General features: G+C 65.2%; 17 protein-coding genes. 3 read left to right on the top strand and 14 right to left on the bottom strand.

Features of this window, described 5'->3' with window-relative positions; all coding sequences use genetic code 11:
* Positions 1-46: 46 nt before the first annotated feature.
* From DC363_RS01360 to DC363_RS01335, 6 genes are all read right to left on the bottom strand, one after another.
* Positions 47-574: a sarcosine oxidase subunit gamma gene (locus DC363_RS01360; RefSeq protein WP_108639327.1), complete on the bottom strand. Its 528-nt coding sequence runs from the start codon at positions 572-574 to the stop codon at positions 47-49.
* Positions 567-3575, bottom strand: coding sequence for a sarcosine oxidase subunit alpha family protein (locus tag DC363_RS01355; protein ID WP_108639326.1), 3009 nt, complete (start codon positions 3573-3575; stop codon positions 567-569). Before DC363_RS01355 ends, DC363_RS01360 begins: the two co-directional genes overlap by 8 nt.
* Positions 3572-3928: a sarcosine oxidase subunit delta gene (locus DC363_RS01350; protein WP_108639325.1), complete on the bottom strand. Its 357-nt coding sequence runs from the start codon at positions 3926-3928 to the stop codon at positions 3572-3574. The genes DC363_RS01355 and DC363_RS01350 overlap by 4 nt, the downstream gene beginning before the upstream one ends.
* Positions 3929-4033: 105 nt before the next feature.
* Positions 4034-4291, bottom strand: a complete 258-nt coding sequence (locus DC363_RS01345) for a hypothetical protein (RefSeq protein ID WP_146180725.1) — start codon at positions 4289-4291, stop codon at positions 4034-4036.
* Between the two features lie 93 nt (positions 4292-4384).
* The gene (locus tag DC363_RS01340) at positions 4385-4594 is read right to left on the bottom strand and encodes a hypothetical protein (protein WP_108639323.1); all 210 of its coding nucleotides are present in this window, start codon (positions 4592-4594) and stop codon (positions 4385-4387) included.
* Between the two features lie 193 nt (positions 4595-4787).
* Positions 4788-6032, bottom strand: a complete 1245-nt coding sequence (locus DC363_RS01335; RefSeq protein WP_108639322.1) for a sarcosine oxidase subunit beta family protein — start codon at positions 6030-6032, stop codon at positions 4788-4790.
* 168 nt (positions 6033-6200) lie between these two features.
* On the opposite strand from DC363_RS01335, the gene ccmI reads away from it, so the two are divergent.
* Genes ccmI through DC363_RS01320 form a run of 3 tightly spaced genes read left to right on the top strand, consistent with a single transcriptional unit; the run spans position 6201 to position 8158 of the window.
* Positions 6201-7424 carry a c-type cytochrome biogenesis protein CcmI gene (gene ccmI, locus DC363_RS01330; RefSeq protein ID WP_241962889.1) on the top strand — a complete coding sequence of 408 codons (1224 nt, stop codon included), beginning with the start codon at positions 6201-6203 and terminating at the stop codon, positions 7422-7424.
* A complete protein-coding gene (ruvX, locus tag DC363_RS01325) occupies positions 7421-7894 on the top strand; it encodes a Holliday junction resolvase RuvX (protein ID WP_108639321.1) in 474 nt (157 codons plus the stop codon). Before ccmI ends, ruvX begins: the two co-directional genes overlap by 4 nt.
* A complete protein-coding gene (locus tag DC363_RS01320) occupies positions 7895-8158 on the top strand; it encodes a DUF1289 domain-containing protein (RefSeq protein WP_108639320.1) in 264 nt (87 codons plus the stop codon). It begins immediately after the preceding gene.
* A gap of 227 nt (positions 8159-8385) precedes the next feature.
* Here the strand turns inward: DC363_RS01320 and DC363_RS01315 are convergent, their stop codons facing one another.
* The 8 genes from DC363_RS01315 to DC363_RS01280 form a co-directional block, all read right to left on the bottom strand.
* On the bottom strand, positions 8386-9141 hold the full coding sequence (locus tag DC363_RS01315; protein ID WP_108639319.1) for a hypothetical protein: 756 nt from the start codon (positions 9139-9141) through the stop codon (positions 8386-8388).
* Positions 9134-9952, bottom strand: coding sequence for a sulfite exporter TauE/SafE family protein (locus tag DC363_RS01310; RefSeq protein WP_108639318.1), 819 nt, complete (start codon positions 9950-9952; stop codon positions 9134-9136). The genes DC363_RS01315 and DC363_RS01310 overlap by 8 nt, the downstream gene beginning before the upstream one ends.
* A gap of 42 nt (positions 9953-9994) precedes the next feature.
* Positions 9995-11011, bottom strand: coding sequence for a tRNA dihydrouridine(20/20a) synthase DusA (gene dusA, locus DC363_RS01305; protein ID WP_108639317.1), 1017 nt, complete (start codon positions 11009-11011; stop codon positions 9995-9997).
* Between the two features lie 340 nt (positions 11012-11351).
* Positions 11352-13544 (bottom strand): xanthine dehydrogenase family protein molybdopterin-binding subunit, encoded by a 2193-nt coding sequence (locus DC363_RS01300; protein ID WP_108639316.1) that lies wholly within the window; start codon positions 13542-13544, stop codon positions 11352-11354.
* Complete coding sequence (locus DC363_RS01295) at positions 13541-14524, bottom strand: FAD binding domain-containing protein (protein ID WP_108639315.1); 984 nt, start codon at positions 14522-14524, stop codon at positions 13541-13543. Before DC363_RS01295 ends, DC363_RS01300 begins: the two co-directional genes overlap by 4 nt.
* The gene (locus tag DC363_RS01290) at positions 14521-15027 is read right to left on the bottom strand and encodes a 2Fe-2S iron-sulfur cluster-binding protein (protein WP_108639314.1); all 507 of its coding nucleotides are present in this window, start codon (positions 15025-15027) and stop codon (positions 14521-14523) included. Before DC363_RS01290 ends, DC363_RS01295 begins: the two co-directional genes overlap by 4 nt.
* Before the next feature lie 90 nt (positions 15028-15117).
* Entirely contained in the window at positions 15118-16998 is a 1881-nt protein-coding gene (locus DC363_RS01285) for a glycoside hydrolase family 15 protein (RefSeq protein WP_158270814.1), read from the bottom strand.
* A complete protein-coding gene (locus tag DC363_RS01280; RefSeq protein WP_108639529.1) occupies positions 16998-17804 on the bottom strand; it encodes an SDR family oxidoreductase in 807 nt (268 codons plus the stop codon). Before DC363_RS01280 ends, DC363_RS01285 begins: the two co-directional genes overlap by 1 nt.
* Between the last annotated feature and the right edge of the window lie 98 nt (positions 17805-17902).

The following is a 17902-nucleotide window of genomic DNA, read 5'->3' as shown; positions in this document are numbered from 1 at the left end:
TTTTCAAATATCCTCGGGGGTCCGGGGGCAGACAGCCCCCGGCCGTTCACCCCAGCGCACCGGTGGGCGTGCCCTGCGCGGACCGTCGCAACACACCTTCAGCGTAGTCACCGACCGAGCGGAAGCACACCACGTCAAACCCGGTCTCATGCTGCCAAAAGGCCGCAGGCACCTGCGCCAGCCGAGTGCGCCGGAAATCGCCCACCCCGAAACTCTGCGCATGCAAGTCCACCGGACACAAACGCGCCAGAACCTCGCGCGCGTCGTCTCCGGCCACGGTGAACACTGCCCGCGCGTCCGAGACATTGACCGCCAGATGGTGCACCCCGGACAGGGCCGTGACGATCTGCTCCAGCGCCGCGTCCACAGTGTCATAAGGCACCATGATCAAAAGCTCGTCCGGAGACATCCAGAGCACGCCCTTGGTCCCGTCGCCCGCGATCTTGCCCGCAGCGGGGATTGCATGGCCCGTCGCCGCGCGCACGGCCTCTCCCACGGTTCCGTCTGAGAGGTCCGCGCGCAGCGTGATCATGCCCCGTTCCGCGTGTCGGGTGATTGTCGCCAGTTCAGACATTCTGCTTCTCCCCTTCCGGATCATAGAAGACCGCGTTGACGATCTTCGCCTGCACCTGCGTGCCATCGATTTTCGGGAAGGTGATCACCTCGCCCATGCGCTGCGGCCCGTCCTTGACCAGCCCCATGGCAATCCCGCGTTCCAGATTTGCGGAATAATAGGTCGAGGTGATGCGCCCTTCGGTGTTGCGCTGGCCGTTCGCGTTCTCTCCCCCGGCCACGGCATAGGCACCATCGGGGATGACCGAGCCGTCGGTGCTTTCCAGCCCCACCAGCTTCCAGCGGTCGGGGTCGAGCATGTGACTGCGCTGCTGGCCGCGTTTGCCCAAGAAATCCTCTTTCTTCTTGGAAATCGCCCAGTTCAACCCAAGGTCCTGCGGGATGACCGTGCCGTCGGTTTCGTCCCCGATCATGATGAACCCTTTCTCGGCCCGCAGCACGTGCAGACATTCGGTGCCATAAGGCATGACGCCGAATTCCTGCGCGGCCTCATACAGCATCTTCCAGAAGGCTTCCCCCTCGCTCGCTTTCACCGCGATCTCGTAGCTCAGCTCACCGGAGAACGAGATGCGGAACACGCGGCAGGTGAAGCCGCCGATCTCGCCATCGGCCCATTGCATGAAGGGCAAGGTCTCGGCGCTGACGTCCAAGCCGCCCAGCTTTTCCAAAAGCTTGCGGGCCTTTGGACCCACGACGCCGATCTGCGCATATTGCTCGGTGACATTGGCGACATAGACATCCCAGTCCCACCATTCGGTCTGCAGCCATTCTTCCATGTGACCGTGAATGTGTTCCGCACCGCCAGTGGTGGTGTGGCACAGCCAGGTGTCCTCATCCATCCGGGCGACAACGCCGTCGTCCATCAGGAAGCCCTGTTCGTTGCACATGAGCCCATAGCGGCATTTGCCGATCTTCAGGTTGGACATCATGTTGGTGTACATCATGTCGAGGAACTTGCCCGCATCCGGGCCCTTGACGATCAATTTGCCGAGGGTCGAGGCGTCCAGCAGCCCGAGGTTCTCGCGCGTGTTCTTGACCTCGCGATTGACTGCGTCCTCGATGCTCTCGCCGTCGCGCTGGTAGGTATAGACGCGCCGCCAGTGGCCGACCGGCTCCCAATAGGCGCCGTTGGCGTCGGACCAGTCGTGGATCGGGGTCTTGCGCAGGGGCTGGAACAGCTCTCGGCTGGCTTCCCCGCCGATAGAGCCCAGCGAGATTGGCGTATAAGGCGGACGGAAGGTGGTGGTGCCGGTGGCCGGGATGGCCTGACCCAAGGCATCAGAAAGCACCGCCAAGCCGTTGATGTTGCTCAACTTCCCCTGATCCGTCGCCATCCCGAGCGTGGTGTAGCGTTTGGTGTGCTCGACGCTTTCATAGCCCTCTTGCGCGGCCAGTTGCACGTCGCTCACTTTCACGTCGTTCTGGTAGTCGAGCCACATTTTCGAGCGCAGCTTGTAGCCCGCGCCCTGCGGCATCATCCAGACCGCTTCCATCGGCGCTTCCTCGGCCAGGTCGCCCTGGGGGGCGCTGCCGGCTGCACCGTTGATCCCGGCGGCTTTGGCCGCAGCGGCACCCGCCTCGTGACCATTGGTCAAGACGTCGCCGGTCAGCATCGCGCCATCAGCGATCCCGGCGGGGATCACGAAGCCTTCTCCATCCGCGCCGGTGGGCGGGCGTGCGGCGTCCGGGCGGAAATGGCTCTGCCCCTCGTCCCAGATCAGCTTGCCGCCACAGTGCGACCACAGGTGCACCACGGGCGACCAGCCGCCGGACATGGCCACCGCGTCGCAGGCGATTTCCTCAAGCACGGCACCCTCGCCGGCCTGATTGCAAATGGCCACGCCCGTGACCCGTTTGCCGCCCTTCACCGATGCAATGCCCTTGCCGTGCATCACCTTGATCCCGAGGGCTTTCGCCTCATCCGCCAGCGGCCCGGCGGTCTTGCGGGCATCCACGATGGCGGGCACCGAAAGCCCGGCCTGCACCAGCGCGATGGCGGTGCGGTAGGCGTCGTCGTTGTTCGTCACGACCACGGTGCGGTCCCCGACCGACGCGCCGTAGTTCACCAGATAGTCCCGCGCGGCACTGGCCAGCATCACGCCCGGAATATCGTTCCCGGCAAAGGACAAAGGCCGCTCGATCGCGCCGGTGGCGGTGACGATCTGTTTGGCGCGGATGCGCCACAGCCGGTGGCGCGGGCCGGTCTTCTCGGCCAGATGGTCGGTCAGACGCTCATAGGCCAGCGCGTAGCCGTGATCATAGACGCCCGCGCCCATGCAGCGTGTCACCAAGGTGACATTTTCCATGCTTTCAAGTTCTTGCACGATGGAATTAATCCAGTCTTGCGCGTCAGCTCCTTCGATCTGTGCGCCGTCCACCGCCGCGCGGCCACCCCAATGGGCGGTCTGTTCCACCAGCAGCACCCGCGCGCCCGCACGGCCCGCCGCCAGCGCGGCCGCAAGCCCGGCGATCCCGCCGCCCACGACCATCACGTCCACATGGGCGTAGAAATACTCATAGACATCGGCGTCGCGGTCCTTGGGGGCCTTGCCCAGCCCGGCGGCCTTGCGGATCACCGGCTCGTACAGGTGCTTCCAGAACGGACGCGGGAACAGAAAGGTTTTGTAGTAGAACCCCGCCGGCATGAACCGGCTGAGCTGCGCGTTCACCGCGCCCACGTCGAACTCAAGGCTCGGCCAGTGGTTCTGGGAGGTCGCGGTGAGCCCGTCGAACACCTCTTGCGTGGTGACGCGCTGGTTCGGCTCGAAATGCCCGCCGGTGCCAAGGTTCACCAGCGCGTTGGGCTCTTCCGCGCCGCTGGCCACGATGCCCCGGGGGCGGTGGTATTTGAACGACCGCCCGACCAGCATCTGGTCGTTCGCCAGCAGCGCCGAGGCGAGCGTGTCGCCCGCATAGGCGCGCAGGGTCTTGCCGTTGAACTTGAACGAGATCTGTTTGCTGCGGTCGATCAGCCGCCCCGCGTTTGCCAGACGTGTGCTCATGCCTGTGCTCCTTCCATGTCGGACTGGCCGAACTCGCGCCAGGTCCAGCCGGGCCGTTTGGCCAGAATTTTCTCGACCAGCTCTTGCGGCGGTGCGAGGGTTTGCGCCGGATAGGTGCCGAAGACCTCAAGCGTCATGGTGCAACGGGCGGCGTGGAACCACTTGCCGCAGCCGTGGGCATGGCGCCACCGCTCAAGATGCACCCCCTTGGGGTTTTCGCGCACGAACAGATAGCTTTCGAACTCCTCGGGCGAGCTTTCGGGTCCGTAGCGTTTCAGATGCGCCTCACCCCCCGCCGCAAGTTCGGTTTCATCGCATTGCACGCCGCAATAAGGGCACGAAAGGGTCAGCATGGGGGTGCTCCGATCAGACAGGGGAAAACAGGGGGTGCGAACGCAAAAAGGCCGACGCCCGAAGGGGCATCAGCCTGAGAGAGTGCAAACAAAGGTGGGGTCGGCTTAGTCGGTTGCGCCTTCGACGGACCCTTCAACAGCCTCGCCTGTGCTTTCAACCGGATCGCTGGCCCCTTCAACGGTGACATTGACATCATCAACGCCGTCGCCCGCGTCGCTGCCCGCGAACATGAACCACGCGAGGATGGCAACGACGACAACGACGATGCCGAGGATGAACCCCATGGAGCTACTGCTCTTGTCAGTCGTCGTGGTGGTCGTGGTGACCCGCTCCGGTGGTGGTGTATTGTGTGGATCGGCCATGATGTCAGATCTCCTGTGTATTCAGAATAACGATACACAGAGGCAACGCGCGCGGTGTGGGATTTGTTCCCGAAGCCCCCCGTTGCCGCCGACTCAGCCGGTGGCGTCGGTCTGGACGGTGCCCGGCGCGCCCTGATCGACGCTGCGGTCGTCCGCAGGGCCGACGGTGCCGAACACCAAGTACAGCAGGGTGAGGATGATGACCGAGCCGAGGATGATAAGGCCGATGCCCCCGATGGGCGAGCCTGCGTCGATAAGGCTGCGCTTGTCGGGTGCGGGTTTGGAAAGATCGTAGTTTGCCATGGTATGTCCTTTTGCGATGCTGGGCGCACCATGGCGAAACGCGCGGCAGACGGAACCGATGCCGGATTGGCCAAGCGGTTTGGGCGGCGGTCGGCCAGATTGGGCCGTCGCAATGCGCAGGAACCGGCCAAGGTCGCGCCGCACCGCTTGCGTCCGGACAAGACTTCGCTTTGGGATCGGGTCCGCCGCGTCATTAGTGTGCGACCCCGGCGGCGACGCTTTCGTCGATGAACTTGCCTTCGCGGAAGCGGTACATCGAAAACTCGTCCGTGAGCGGCGATGCGCCTTTGGCCATCAGCTCAGCCATGGCAAAGCCCGATCCGGGGATCGCCTTGAAGCCGCCGGTGCCCCAGCCGCAGTTGACGAAGACGCCCTCAACCGGGGTTTTCGACAGGATCGGAGAGCGGTCGCCCGTCACATCGACGATCCCGCCCCACTGGCGCAGCATCTTCAACCGCGACAGGATGGGGAAGGTCTCGTTCAGGGCGCGGACGGTTTCCTCGACATGGTGGAAGGAGCCGCGCTGGGTGTAGTTGTTGAACCCGTCGGTGCCGCCGCCGATCACCATCTCGCCCTTGTCGGACTGGCTGAGGTAGCCGTGCACCGTGTTGGCCATCACGACGATGTCCATGCAAGGCTTGATCGGCTCGGACACCAGCGCTTGCAGGGCGACGCTCTCCATTGGCAGACGGAAGCCCGCCATCTCGGCCAGGTGGCTGGCGTGGCCCGCGACGACCATGCCGAGCTTGTCACAGTCGATCGCACCCTTGGTGGTGTCCACGCCGACCACGCGGCCAGCTTCGGTGCGCACGTTGGTGACTTCGCACTTCTGGATGATGTCCATGCCCATGTCGGAACAGGCGCGCGCATAGCCCCAGGCCACCGCATCATGCCGCGCCGTACCGCCGCGGGCCTGCCACAGCCCCCCCAGCACCGGGTAACGTGGCCCGTCGATATTCATGATTGGGCACAGTTCCTTGACGCGCGCAGGCTCGATCCATTCGGTCGTCACCCCTTGCAGGGCGTTGGCATGGGCCGTCCGCTTGTAGCCGCGCACCTCGTGATGGGTCTGCGCCAGCATGATCACGCCGCGGGGGCTGAACATGACGTTGTAGTTGAGGTCCTGACTCATCGTTTCATAGAGCGAGCGGGACTTCTCGTAGATCGCCGCCGACGGGTCCTGCAGGTAGTTCGAGCGGATGATCGTCGTGTTGCGCCCGGTGTTGCCGCCGCCCAGCCAGCCCTTTTCGATGATCGCCACATTGGTGATCCCGTAGTGCTTGCCCAGATGCCATGCTGTGGCCAACCCGTGGCCCCCCGCACCGACGATGATCACATCATATTTCTTCTTCGGTTCGGGCGAGCGCCAGTGCCGCTCCCATCCCGTGTGATACCGGGCGGCCTCTCGGGCGATGGCGAAGGCAGAAAAGCGGCGCATGGCGGGTCCCCGTTGCAATATCGATAGAATCCTTTTGCGAGGTCCGCCCGGTTTTGAGGATACCCCCCGCGACATGAAACCACCAATTAACGACACTGTGTTCAAACGTCACAGGGAAAGCGGTCATTGGTGCTTTTCCAGCCCGTCAAAGGCCCCTAAACCAGTGCCATGGATACGGAATGGATGATCTTCGTGCTGATCTGCGGCGCCTTGGTGCTGCTGGTGGGCCTCGCCCTTTTAAAACCCCTCTGGCGGGCTGCGCCCGGCGCAGGCAAACGCATGACGGATATCGACATCTACCGCGACCAATTGGCTGAGGTGGACCGCGACCTTGCCCGCGGCGTGCTGGACAAGGCCGAGGCCGAGCGCACGCGGACCGAAGTCTCGCGACGTCTGTTGCAGGCCGACGCCGCCGCGCGCAAAGGGGCGGTCGATGCGCCGCCCCGGGGCAGCCGCATCGCGGCCGGCCTGGCCGGGCTGGCGATTGTCGCAGGGGCTGTCGGGCTCTACGCCACGCTGGGCAACTTCGGCTATGGCGATGTGCCCCGCGCCGTGCGCCTCGCGGCAGCGGAAGAGCGGCGCGCCACGCGCCCCGGACAGCTTGAGGCGGAAGCCCTGGCCGAACAGCCCGACGCCATCGCCCAGGCCGGAGATGAGACGCGCGAGATCCTGCAGGCTCTGCGCGCCGCCGCCTTTGAGCGCCCCACCGACGCCACCGCCTACGTCTATCTGGCACAGGTCGAAGCCAGCATCGGCAACATGACCCGCGCCGCGCGCGCGCAGGAAAAGGCCATCTCGCTGCTGGGCGAGGATGTGACCTCGGCCGACCTTGTCCGGCTGCTCGACTTTCTGGTGATCGGCACACGCGGCTATGTCTCGCCCGAGGCCGAAACCATCGCCCGCAACATCCTGCGCGATGAGCCTGACAACCTGCCCGCGCAGTATTACATGGGGCTGGTGAACGCCCAGAACGACCGCCCCGACCGGGCTTTCAGTTTTTGGCGACCCATCGTGGAAAACGGCGAGCAGGACGTGTTCCACTGGCGTCTTGCCGCAGGCCAGATCGAGGATGTCGCCGCACAACTGGGTATCGACTACGCCCTGCCCTCGCGCCGTGGCCCCTCGGCCGAAGATCTGGCCGCAGCCGAGGATATGGCCCCCGAAGACCGGCAGGCGATGGTCGAGGGGATGGTGCAGCAACTGTCCGACCGTCTAGCCACCGAAGGCGGCCCGCCGCAGGATTGGGCCCGTCTGATCACCGCGCTGACGGTGTTGGGTGAAGAAGACCGCGCCCGGGCCATCCTGAACGAAGCCGAGCTGACATTCGGCGGCGACGTGCAGGCCGTCACCCTGATCCGGGAAGCCGCCCGCGCAGCGGAGCTCATAGAATGATCCACGAGGACCCCGCCGACTTCGCCGCCGCCCTGCCCCGCTACGCTCCGCTTGCGGGCCTTGACCTTGGGACCAAGACCATCGGCGTCGCCGTGAGCGACGCGGGCCACATGATCGCGACCCCGCTCGAGACCATCAAACGCAGCAAGTTCCAGGTCGATGCGGCGGCATTGCTCAAGATCGTCGACCACCGGCAAATTGCCGGCGTCGTGCTGGGTTTGCCGCGCAACATGGACGGCTCTGAAGGCCCGCGCGCCCAATCGACCCGCGCCTTTGCCCGCAACCTCGCACGGCTCACCGATCTGCCCATCACCTTCTGGGACGAACGGCTTTCCACCGTCGCCGCAGAACGCGCCCTGCTTGAGGCGGATACGTCCCGCAAACGTCGCGGTGAGGTGATCGACCACGTGGCCGCCGGTGTTATCCTGCAAGGACTGCTGGACCGCCTGCGCAACCTGAAGGCCACCTGAATGACAGACGAGAGCGACGAGATCTGGACACGGGACGAGGTCGAAAGCCCCTGCATCAAGATCTGCGTCATCCATCCGGAAACGCGCCTGTGCACCGGCTGCCTGCGCTCGATCGACGAGATTTCCCAGTGGTCGCGCCTGCCCCCGGACGCCCGCCGTGCCGTGCTCGCCGACCTGCCCGCCCGCGCACCCCTGCTGCGCAAACGTCGCGGCGGCCGCAGCGCGCGCCTGAAACGTGGCCCCCGGCCGACCGGCAAGGATTGAGTTTATCTGGTCAGATGAAGGGGAACCGTGCCGGTCCACTCCTATCCGCAGAGATTTCCCGCAACCGGCACGCCGCTCGGGATCAGCAACTGCAGTAGGAGCTTCACCTGACACATGGCTCAACTCTCCAGTCTGCCAAGCGGGTCCAGCATCCGGGGTCATGGTTAAGAAAGAATGAACGCGCCCCCCGCTTCATCTGACCCGACAAACTCTCCCCGAAGGGCCGGTCAGAGATCTGGCCAAAGGCGCGGGTTGGCAAACTCCGGCCGGAAATAGGCCATCATGCGCCCCTCCGGCGGGGCGCGCATCTCCGCGCGCCAGGGGGCGACGCCGTGGAGCAGGAACCGGTTCAACAGGACCGCTTGCCCCGGCCGCATCGGCACTTCGACACGGGCACAGTCCTCGAACACCTCCGCCCGTGTTTGCGTATAGGCCTCGGTGACGTCGGTGCCGATCACCCCAGGCGCAAGATCCGCTGTCAGCGCCGCCGCCATTGGCCGGTGACTGCCCTGCCACACCACAAGCGGCGAGGCATCGCTTTCGTTGAGCGGCGTGCCCAGAATGAACATATGCGCCTCACGCAAGATCCTCCGGCCAGTCTCCAGATGCAGCCCGTCCACATGGGCCGCGTCCCGGCGCAGGCGGAACCGGTGCGCCGCGTCCGACTCCGTCGCATCCTGCCTGGGATACCCCGGATAGGTCACAGAAACCTGCGCCGGATGCCACTCGGGCGGCGGCGCTACGAGCCTGTCCCAAGGCCCCTCAAGCGGCATGCCGCCAATCGCGCCATCCGCCCCGTTGAGCAGGACATCGACCCCGACAAACCACGTGCCGCCCTGCCGCATCCACGTCTCGCGCAACTGCGGATCGCGACTGGCCTCTATCGCAAACGGCAAGGCCGCCGCCGCCCAGCGGGCTACACGCGGATCGTGATCGAAGACGACGAACCCGTCGCGGTCAAAACGGGCGGCCAGATCATCCATTGATCACCGTCCGCAGCATGTTCAGCGCGATCACGATGAGAAACACACCAAAGGCCCGCTTCAGCGGTTTGGGGTTCATCCGGTGCGCCAAGGCCGCCCCCCAGGGCGCGGTGATCAGGGTCATGCAGACCACCAGACCGAAGGCGGCGAGGTTGACCGTCCCGACCGTCAGCGGCGGGGCCACCGCCACATCAGCAAACAGAAACCCGATGACCGCAGGCAGCGCGATGATCACGCCGTACCCGCTGGCCGTGGCGACCGCCCGGTGGATCGGCACGCCGAACAGCGTCATCGTCGGCACGCCGAAACTGCCCCCGCCGATGCCCATGAGCACGGACAGAAACCCGATCAGAGGTGACAGCACGATGCGGAAAATCCCGCCGGGCATCTGCGTGCCCAAGCGCCAATCGGTGCGGCCGAACACCATGTAGAGGCCGATCACCACGCCAATCCCGCCAAAAAGCGCTTGCAGAACGTCCGAGCGCAATTGCGTCGCCACCACCATTCCGACCACCGCCCCGACAGCAATCCCCGGGCCCCAGCGCCGCAGGATTGGCCATTCCACGGCGCCCTTGCGGTGATGGGCATTGAGCGACCGCAGCGAGGTCACGACGATGGTCGCAAGCGAGGTCGCCAGACAGATCTGCATCAGTTGCAGACTGTCGTAGCCGAGGGCTGAGAAGGTATAGAAGAACGCGGGCACCAGCACGATGCCCCCGCCCACGCCCAACAACCCCGCGAGCGCGCCGGCAAGCGCGCCGATGGCCAGCAACAAGCCTGCTTGCGGCAGAAGTGTCATGATGTCCGGCATGGCGCGTCCCTTCGAAAGTTTGCGCCAGCTTTGCCCGACATTCTAGGGCGCGGCAACCCTGGGGGGCGCGGCCTGCTCCATCGCCGCCAGCGCATCCTCGACGACCGACCAGCCGGCGCCGGGACGGTGCGCGTGTTCCGACAGGTGCCGCCGCCATTGCCGCGCCCCCGGACGTCCGGCAAAGAGCCCCAGCATGTGTTTGGTCACCGCCGAGAGCTTGCCGCCCCCGGGGGTGTCATCGGCCAGATGTGCTTCGATATAGGGGCGCATCTGCAGCACCACGTCCACCGGATCGGGCCCCATCTCGCCGCCCCAGATCTCCTTGTCCGCCGCGCGCAAGATGTCGGTGGGCGTGTGATAGGCCGCGCGCCCGATCATCACCCCGTCGATCCCCGCATCCAGCAGATCCCGGGCCTGCGCCAGCGTGGCGATACCGCCGTTGAGCGAGATATGCAGGTTGGGAAAGAGCTGCTTCATCTCGAACACCAGATCGTAGTCGAGCGGAGGAATGTCGCGGTTCTCTTTCGGGCTCAGCCCCTGAAGCCAGGCCTTGCGCGCATGGATCGTCACCCGCTCGACCCCGGCGGCCACGATCTGGGACAGGAACTCGGGCAACACCTCCTCGGGGGTCTGGTCATCCACCCCGATGCGGCACTTCACGGTGATTTCCGCATCGGTCGCGGCGATCATGGCCCGGCAACACTGCGCCACAAGGGCCGGTTGCTGCATGAGAACCGCACCGAAGGCCCCCGATTGCACCCGGTCCGAGGGGCACCCGCAGTTGAGATTGACCTCACCATAGCCCTCAGCGCCCCCCATCTCGGCCGCCCGGGCGAGCTCCTCCGGATCGGACCCCCCAAGTTGCAGCGCCACGGGTTGCTCCGCAGGATCGAAGCGCAACAAATGCCGCGCCCCGCCGCGCACCAAGGCAGGCGCAGTTACCATCTCGGTATATAGCAACGCGCGCTTGCTCAGCAGACGATGCAGATAGCGGCAGTGACGATCGGTCCAATCCATCATGGGTGCGACAGAGAGGCGTGATGCAAAGTTGTCGATCATATAAACCTACTTAACCTGTTATCCGACCCCCGCCCACCGGAGTGAGTGGAGTGTATGTCCTGCCATTCACTCACGATATTTGGGCGTCCAAGGGTTTTTCAACTTCGTTGGCCCGAAAGCAAAGCGACAACCGCGCAACTGCCCTAGCAAGACCACCAGCGTTCGCTTCACCCGCGATTCGGGTCAGGCCTCGACTTATCTCATCTGCTTGGTTTCCGGCCAGATCAAACTGACGCCCCACTGATGATAAGGGGCACGACGTGGGCCATCCTGTGCCAAGACTGCCTAACAAGGCTCAGAGCAGCCGCTGCCTGAAAATTCAACGCAGGCGCATCTATCGTTAGGGCAGCTCTGCGATGAGTTTGTCCAAGGTGGCCGGATAATCCCGCACGCGCACGCCGGTGGCGTTGAAGATCGCGTTGGTGATGGCCGCACCGGCGCCACAGATGCCGAGCTCTCCGATGCCTTTGGCCTGCACCGGGCTCGCCCAGTCGTCACGCTCCTCCAGAAGCTCCACCGTCAGCTGCGGCACGTCCGCGTTCACGGGGATGTGGTATTCGGCAAGGTTGTGGTTCACCACGTGGCCGTCGCGGGGATCGAAGGCCACCTCTTCCATCAGGGCCATGCCGATGCCGAAGGTCATCCCCCCAAGGCATTGCGAGCGTGCGGTTTTGGCGTTCAGGATCCGTCCGGCGGCAAAGGTGCCGTGCATGCGCCTGACGCGGGTTTCTCCGGTGACGGCATTGACGCCGACTTCCGCGAAATAGGCGCCGAACGTGGCTTGCCGCACCGCGTCGGACGTATCGCCCGGCTTCACGTGGCCGAGCTTCGCAATCTCGTGCCCCTGCAGGATGTCCGCCAGCGTTTCGGTTCGGTTGTTGAAGGTCGCCTGCGCGTCCTTCAGCAACAAATCATGCTCGTCGACGTCCAGCCGCTGCGCGATCTGCTGCCGGATGGCCGCGCAGGCAAGGTAAACGGCGCTTCCGCTTGAGGAGGCGCCCCAGGACCCGCCCGAGCCAGAACCCGAGGGTAGATTGGTGTCGCCGAGCACCACCTCGACGCTGTCGCGGGGCAAGCCCAGCATATCGCCCGCGATCTGCCCAAGGATCGCATAGGTGCCGGTGCCGATGTCGGTCATGTCAGTTTCCACCCGCGCGGTGCCATCTGACAACAGGGTCACGCGAGCCTCGCTTTCCTTGAGGACATTGACCCGCGCGGCCGAAGCCATGCCATAGCCGATGAGCCAGTCACCTTCGCGCCTCTCTTTCACGCCGGGGCGGTCGGACCAGCCGAAAATCTCCGCCCCGCTTTCCAGCGCTTCGCGAAACCGGCGCGACGAATACTCCTTGCCGCTTTCCGGATCGGTCGGGGGGATGTTGCGCAAGCGCAGCTCAACCGGATCAAGACCTGCCGCATGGGCCAGCTCGTCCATGGCGTTTTCTACGACCGTGACGCCGACCGCCTCACCGGGGGCGCGCACGGAGCCGGCGCAAAGCCGGTGCACCCGCGCCAGATCAAGCGACATCTTGCGGTTGGCCCCGGCGTAAAGGAAATGCGAGGCCTGCAACACCGGCTCGGCGAAGGTCTCACCGGGCAGATTCGATACCCGCGCCTCATGGCCGAAGCCGATGAGCCGCCCCTCGGCATCGGCGGCAAGGCGCAGGCGCTGGCGGGTTTCCGAGCGACGCATCGTCGCCTCGTAAACCTGCTGACGGTGCAGCGCGACCGAGACCGGCCGCCCGACCGCTTTTGCGGCAACCGCGGCCGCCACGGCCTCAGGCGCCAGCCCTAGCTTGGAGCCGAACCCGCCACCGACGTAAGGCGACAGGATGCGCACCCGGTCGGGGTGGATGCCTAGGGAATCCGCCAGCTCGTTGCGGTTGAACTTCAGCATCTGATAGCTGCCGCGCAGGGTGAGGTCCTCCCCCTCCCACGACGCGATGGAGGCATGGGGCTCCATAGGCGAGCTTGAATGCGACGGCGTGGTATAGACCACATCGACACTGTGCGCGGCCTCATCCATGGCGCGGTCAAGATCGCCCTGATCCAGCGTCTTGTCGGTCTGACGTTCAACCGCAGCGCCCTCCGGTGTCACCGCCACCTGTTCCGCATCGTCCAGCGTGACCTTGAGGCTTTGGGCCGCATGGCGCGCCTGCTCAAAGCTTTCGGCCACGACCACGGCGACCAGTTGCCCGAAGTAGGCGGCGTGATGGGGCCCCTGCACCGGCGCTTCATTGGCACCGCCCTGCGCGGGGTTGCGCAGCATCCGGTCGTCCTGCACCACCGACAGCACACCGGGCATCCGCGCCACCTCGGCTGTGTTCGACAACACGACGCGGCCACTGTTGCCCGGTGCGCGCACCATGACGCCGTGCACCATCCCCTCAACCTGCCACTCGTTGGCGTAGGTTGCAGTGCCGGTGACCTTCAGGGGGCCATCGGGCCGGTCGAGCGGCGCGCCCACAAGGCCTTGTGCCATATCGTCCAGCCGTCGATCCGTTGCGGGGTGATCCATCTGAAAAGGTTCGGTCATCTGCGGGCCTCTGTCAGTTCCTCGAGCACCGACACAAGCGTGCGCCGCGCAAGGGGGAGTTTGAAATCGTTTTCGCCAAAGCCCTGCGCGTCCCGCAGCAACACATCGGCCGCTTTCTTGAACAGCGCATCGGACGGAGCTTCACCCTGCAGCGCGGCCTCAACGTCAGCGTCGCGCCAGGGTTTCGGGGCCAGACCGCCAAAGGCCAGATCGGCCCGTGCGATACGGCCATCCTGCATCTCGACGATGCCCGCGACCGAGACCAGCGCGAAGGCATAAGACGCGCGGTCGCGCACCTTGCGATAGGTCTGCCGTCCCTCGACCGGTGCGGGCAGGACGACGGCCGTGATCAACTCGCCCGGGGCCAGCACGGTTTCGATGTCCGGGCGGTCGCCGGGCAGACGGTAAAGCTGATCGAGCGTGAGGCGGCGTGTCTCCCCCTCTCGCGTCAGGGTTTCAACCTCGGCGCCCAGCGCGCGCATGGCCACGGCCATGTCGCTGGGATGGGTCGCGATACAATGCTCAGAGGTGCCCAGCACCGCAAGACTGCGGTTGAACCCGTCCCGCGCCGCACAGCCGCTGCCGGGCTCGCGTTTGTTGCAGGCCATGGCGCGATCATAAAAATACAGGCACCGCGTGCGCTGCAACAGATTGCCCCCGGTGGTTGCCTTGTTGCGCAGCTGCCCGCTGGCCCCGGCCAGCAACGCGCGGCTCAGCACCGGCCAATGGCGGCGCACGCGAGTGTCATTGGCCAGATCGCTGTTGCTGACCAAGGCCCCGATGCGCAAGCCGCCGTCGTCGGTCTCGTCAATCTGGTTCAAGTCCAGCCGATTGATGTCGATCAGCGCGTCAGGGGTCATGACCTCAAGCTTCATCAGGTCAAGCAGATTGGTGCCCCCGGCGATGAACACGCCCCCCTGTGCGGCATGGTCGCTGGCCTGATCGGGGCTGTCGGCGCGGATGTAATCGAACGGCTTCATGCCTGCTTCCCTGCGGCGACCCGGATGGCTTCAACGATGTTGGGATAGGCCGAGCACCGGCACAGGTTGCCGCTCATCCGTTCCGAGATTTCTTCGGGCGTAAGCTCCGCCCCCGCCTCAAGGTCTTGCGTCACGTGGCTGGGCCACCCTTCTGATATCTCTTGCAGCATCGCTGTGGCTGAACAGATCTGACCGGGGGTGCAATAGCCGCACTGGAACCCGTCCTCACGCACGAAGGCCTCTTGCAGCGGGTTCAGGGCATCGGGCTGGCCGAGCCCTTCGATCGTCGTCACCTCATCCCCGTCGTGCATGCAGGCGAGCGTCAGGCAGGCATTGATCCGCCGCCCGTTCACCATCACCGTGCAGGCGCCGCATTGTCCGTGATCACAGCCCTTCTTGCTTCCGGTCAGCCCGAGGTGGTGGCGCAAGGCATCCAGCAACGTCGTCCTGGGATCAAGATCCAACTTGTGTTGCGTGCCGTTGATCGTCAAGCATGTCTGCACAGGCAATTCTTTCCGGTTTGTGTCGATCTTCGTAAACCAACCCCACGCCTGCCCAATGGTTCCGAAGTTTCGAGGTCCGCGCAGGAGGCATCACTCATCTGGCCCCGCAGCGACATCGCGGGTTCGCGGCCCGGATGGCTTGCCATCCGTCTGCGGGTCTGCCTGCGAGATCGTGCGCATGATCCGGTCTGCGTGGCTCCCGCGAAGGGCGTCGGGGCCGCAGGTTTCGTAAAGGTCGAGATTGATGGCGCTGTTGATCAACGCCAGATGTGTGAACGCCTGCGGGAAGTTGCCAAGAAAGGTATGGCTGTCCGGATCGATCTCCTCGGCGTAAAGCCCCACGTCGTTCGCCTTCTCCAGCAGGCTTTCGAATAAGGCGCGGGCCTCATCCGCGCGACCGGTGCACAGCAGCGCGTCGACCAGCCAGAACGAACAGATCAGAAAGGCCCCTTCGTCACCGGCCAGACCGTCGTCGGTATTTTCCAGATCGTATCGCAGGACATAGTCGCCGCAGCGCAAGGCCCGCTCTACCCCGCGCACCGTCTGGTCAAGCGCGTCGTCTGGCAGCGGCAGGTCCAGCATTGGCAAAAGCAGCAGCGCCGCGTCCATGCCGCCATCCGCGAACGTCTGCCGGAAGCCGCCGCCGTCCCCGTCCTCGCTGTGGGCGCGCAAGGCTTCAAAGATCTCGCGCCGCGCCTGTGCCCATGGCTCCCGCTCGCCCAGCAAGCGAATGGCGCGATCCAGCGCGACCCATGCCATGGCTTTCCCGTGCACGTAGTGGCGGGGCGCGCCTCGCATTTCCCAGATGCCTTGATCGGGTTTGTCCCAGTTCGAGACCACGTGATCGGCGATGTGCTCCAGCATGGCGTGCAGCGTCTCGTCGATCGGCCCGCCCAAGGCGCGGTAAGCCAGCGCCCAGTCGGCCACCTCTCCATAGATGTCGAGCTGCGCCTGATCGATCGCCGCATTGCCCACGCGCACGGGGCGCGAGCCCGCATAGCCGTCAAGGTGATCAAGGCACCGCTCGCCGGTCGTGCTTTCCGCTTCGATCCCGTAAAGGACATGCAGTTTCGGCACGGTCTGCACGTGGCAGCTTCCAAGGAACTCGCAGTATCGGCCCGCCTCTGCGTCGTATCCCAACCCGCCAAGGGCCTGCAGGACGAAAGCGGAATCGCGCAGCCAGCTGTAGCGATAGTCCCAGTTCCGCTCGCCCCCGATGTCCTCGGGCAAAGAGGTTGTAGGCGCGGCGACGATGGCCCCCGTGGGCGCATAGGTCAGCGCCTTGAGCGCAAGCGCGCTGCGCTGCACCGCCGCGCGATACGGCCCGCGATACCGCGATTGTTCAGACCAACCGCGCCAGAACTCCGTCGTTTCCTGCAACAGCCGCTCCGCTTGCTCAAGCGGCTTTTGGGTCTCGGCGGAAGCTGGCGCAAGGATGAAGGCGCGTCGCTCACCAGCGGCGAGCCGGACAGTCGATGCCACGCGTGTCGCACTTGGCGCATCCGGCTGGAACAATCGCATCTCCGCCACGGGTTCCGCGCCCGGATCGAAGGCACAATCGCCGGGATCGAAGATCACGCTTAGCTCGCAAGGGCTGTCCGACGCTTCGACCACGCGCACCAGCCAGCCTTTGGCGTCGAGATCGACGAACGGATCGGGGCCGTCAGGCGCGCCGTGCACCGGCAGGAAGTCGGTGACCGTCACGCGGCCTTCGGGCGTGGTAAAGGTGGTGCAAAGGATGTTGGTGCCGTCCAGATAAGCGCGCGCGCTGTCGTAGGCTTCGGTGGGTGCGATGCGGAAGGTGGCCCCTTTCGTCGCATCCAGCAAAGCCCAGCAGACCGGTTGCGCGTCGAACCGGCCCGGGCAGAACCAGTCCACCGCCCCGTCACGTCCCACCAGCGCCGCCCCGTGGCAATCGCCCAGCAGGGCGTAATCGCGCAGCGGCAGGTATCCGTCCCGGCGGGCCGGCATCAGCCCCCCTCGCGGAAGGAGGGATAGAGCGTCATGCCGCCATCCACGAAAAGCGTCGTGCCCACCACGTAGTCCGAGGCATCCGAAGCGAGCCATACCGCAGCTTGTGCCACATCCTCGGGCTCGCCCACCCGACCGTAGGGGATGAGCTTCAGAAGCTGCTCTTTTGCGGCCTCATCCTCCCACGCGTCGCGGTTGATGGACGTCTTGATGGCCCCGGGCGCGATGGCGTTGACGCGGATTTTCTCGCAGGCGAGTTCCTGCGCCATCGACTCCATCAGCAGCTTCACCCCGCCCTTGGCCGTGGCGTAGTTCGTATGCCCCGCCCAGGGGATGGCCTGATGCACGGAACTGGTGAAAATGATCTTTCCCAGCGCCGGGGAACGGTCGGGGGCGTGCCCCTGAGCCCGGAACCGGCGGACCGCTTCCTGCGCACACAGGAACTGGCCGGTCAGGTTGACGTCGAGCACCTGACGCCAGTCCTCAAGGGTCAGCTCAGTGAAGGCGGCGTCGCGCTGGATGCCGGCATTCGAGACAAGCACGTCCAGCCCGCCGAACCGCTCCTCGGCTGCGTCGAACAGGGTTTCGCAGCCCTCGGGCGTGGATATATCGGCCTGCACGGCCTCGGCCTGACCGCCTCCGTCGCGGATGTCGCCGACGATGCGCGCGGCCGCCTCGGCATCGGAGTGATAATTGACGATGACAGACGCGCCCGCCTTGGCAAAAGCCCGCGCAATCCCCTCGCCGATCCCGGAACTGGCCCCCGTGACGATCGCACGCGCATGTTCGAGTGGTGATGACGGCATGACCTCTCCCCCTTTTCATTTGCATGAGGCTGGCCCGGAGGTGCGGTGTAATCCGGCAACCCGACAGGCCCCCTGCGGTCTCTGGTTATCAACGACCG

This window comes from Thalassorhabdomicrobium marinisediminis (genome assembly GCF_003072065.1).
GTDB classification, from domain to species: Bacteria; Pseudomonadota; Alphaproteobacteria; order Rhodobacterales; family Rhodobacteraceae; genus Octadecabacter; species Octadecabacter marinisediminis.
The sequence above is the reverse complement of the archived record's forward strand: the minus strand, read 5'-3'. Positions and strand labels throughout refer to the sequence as shown.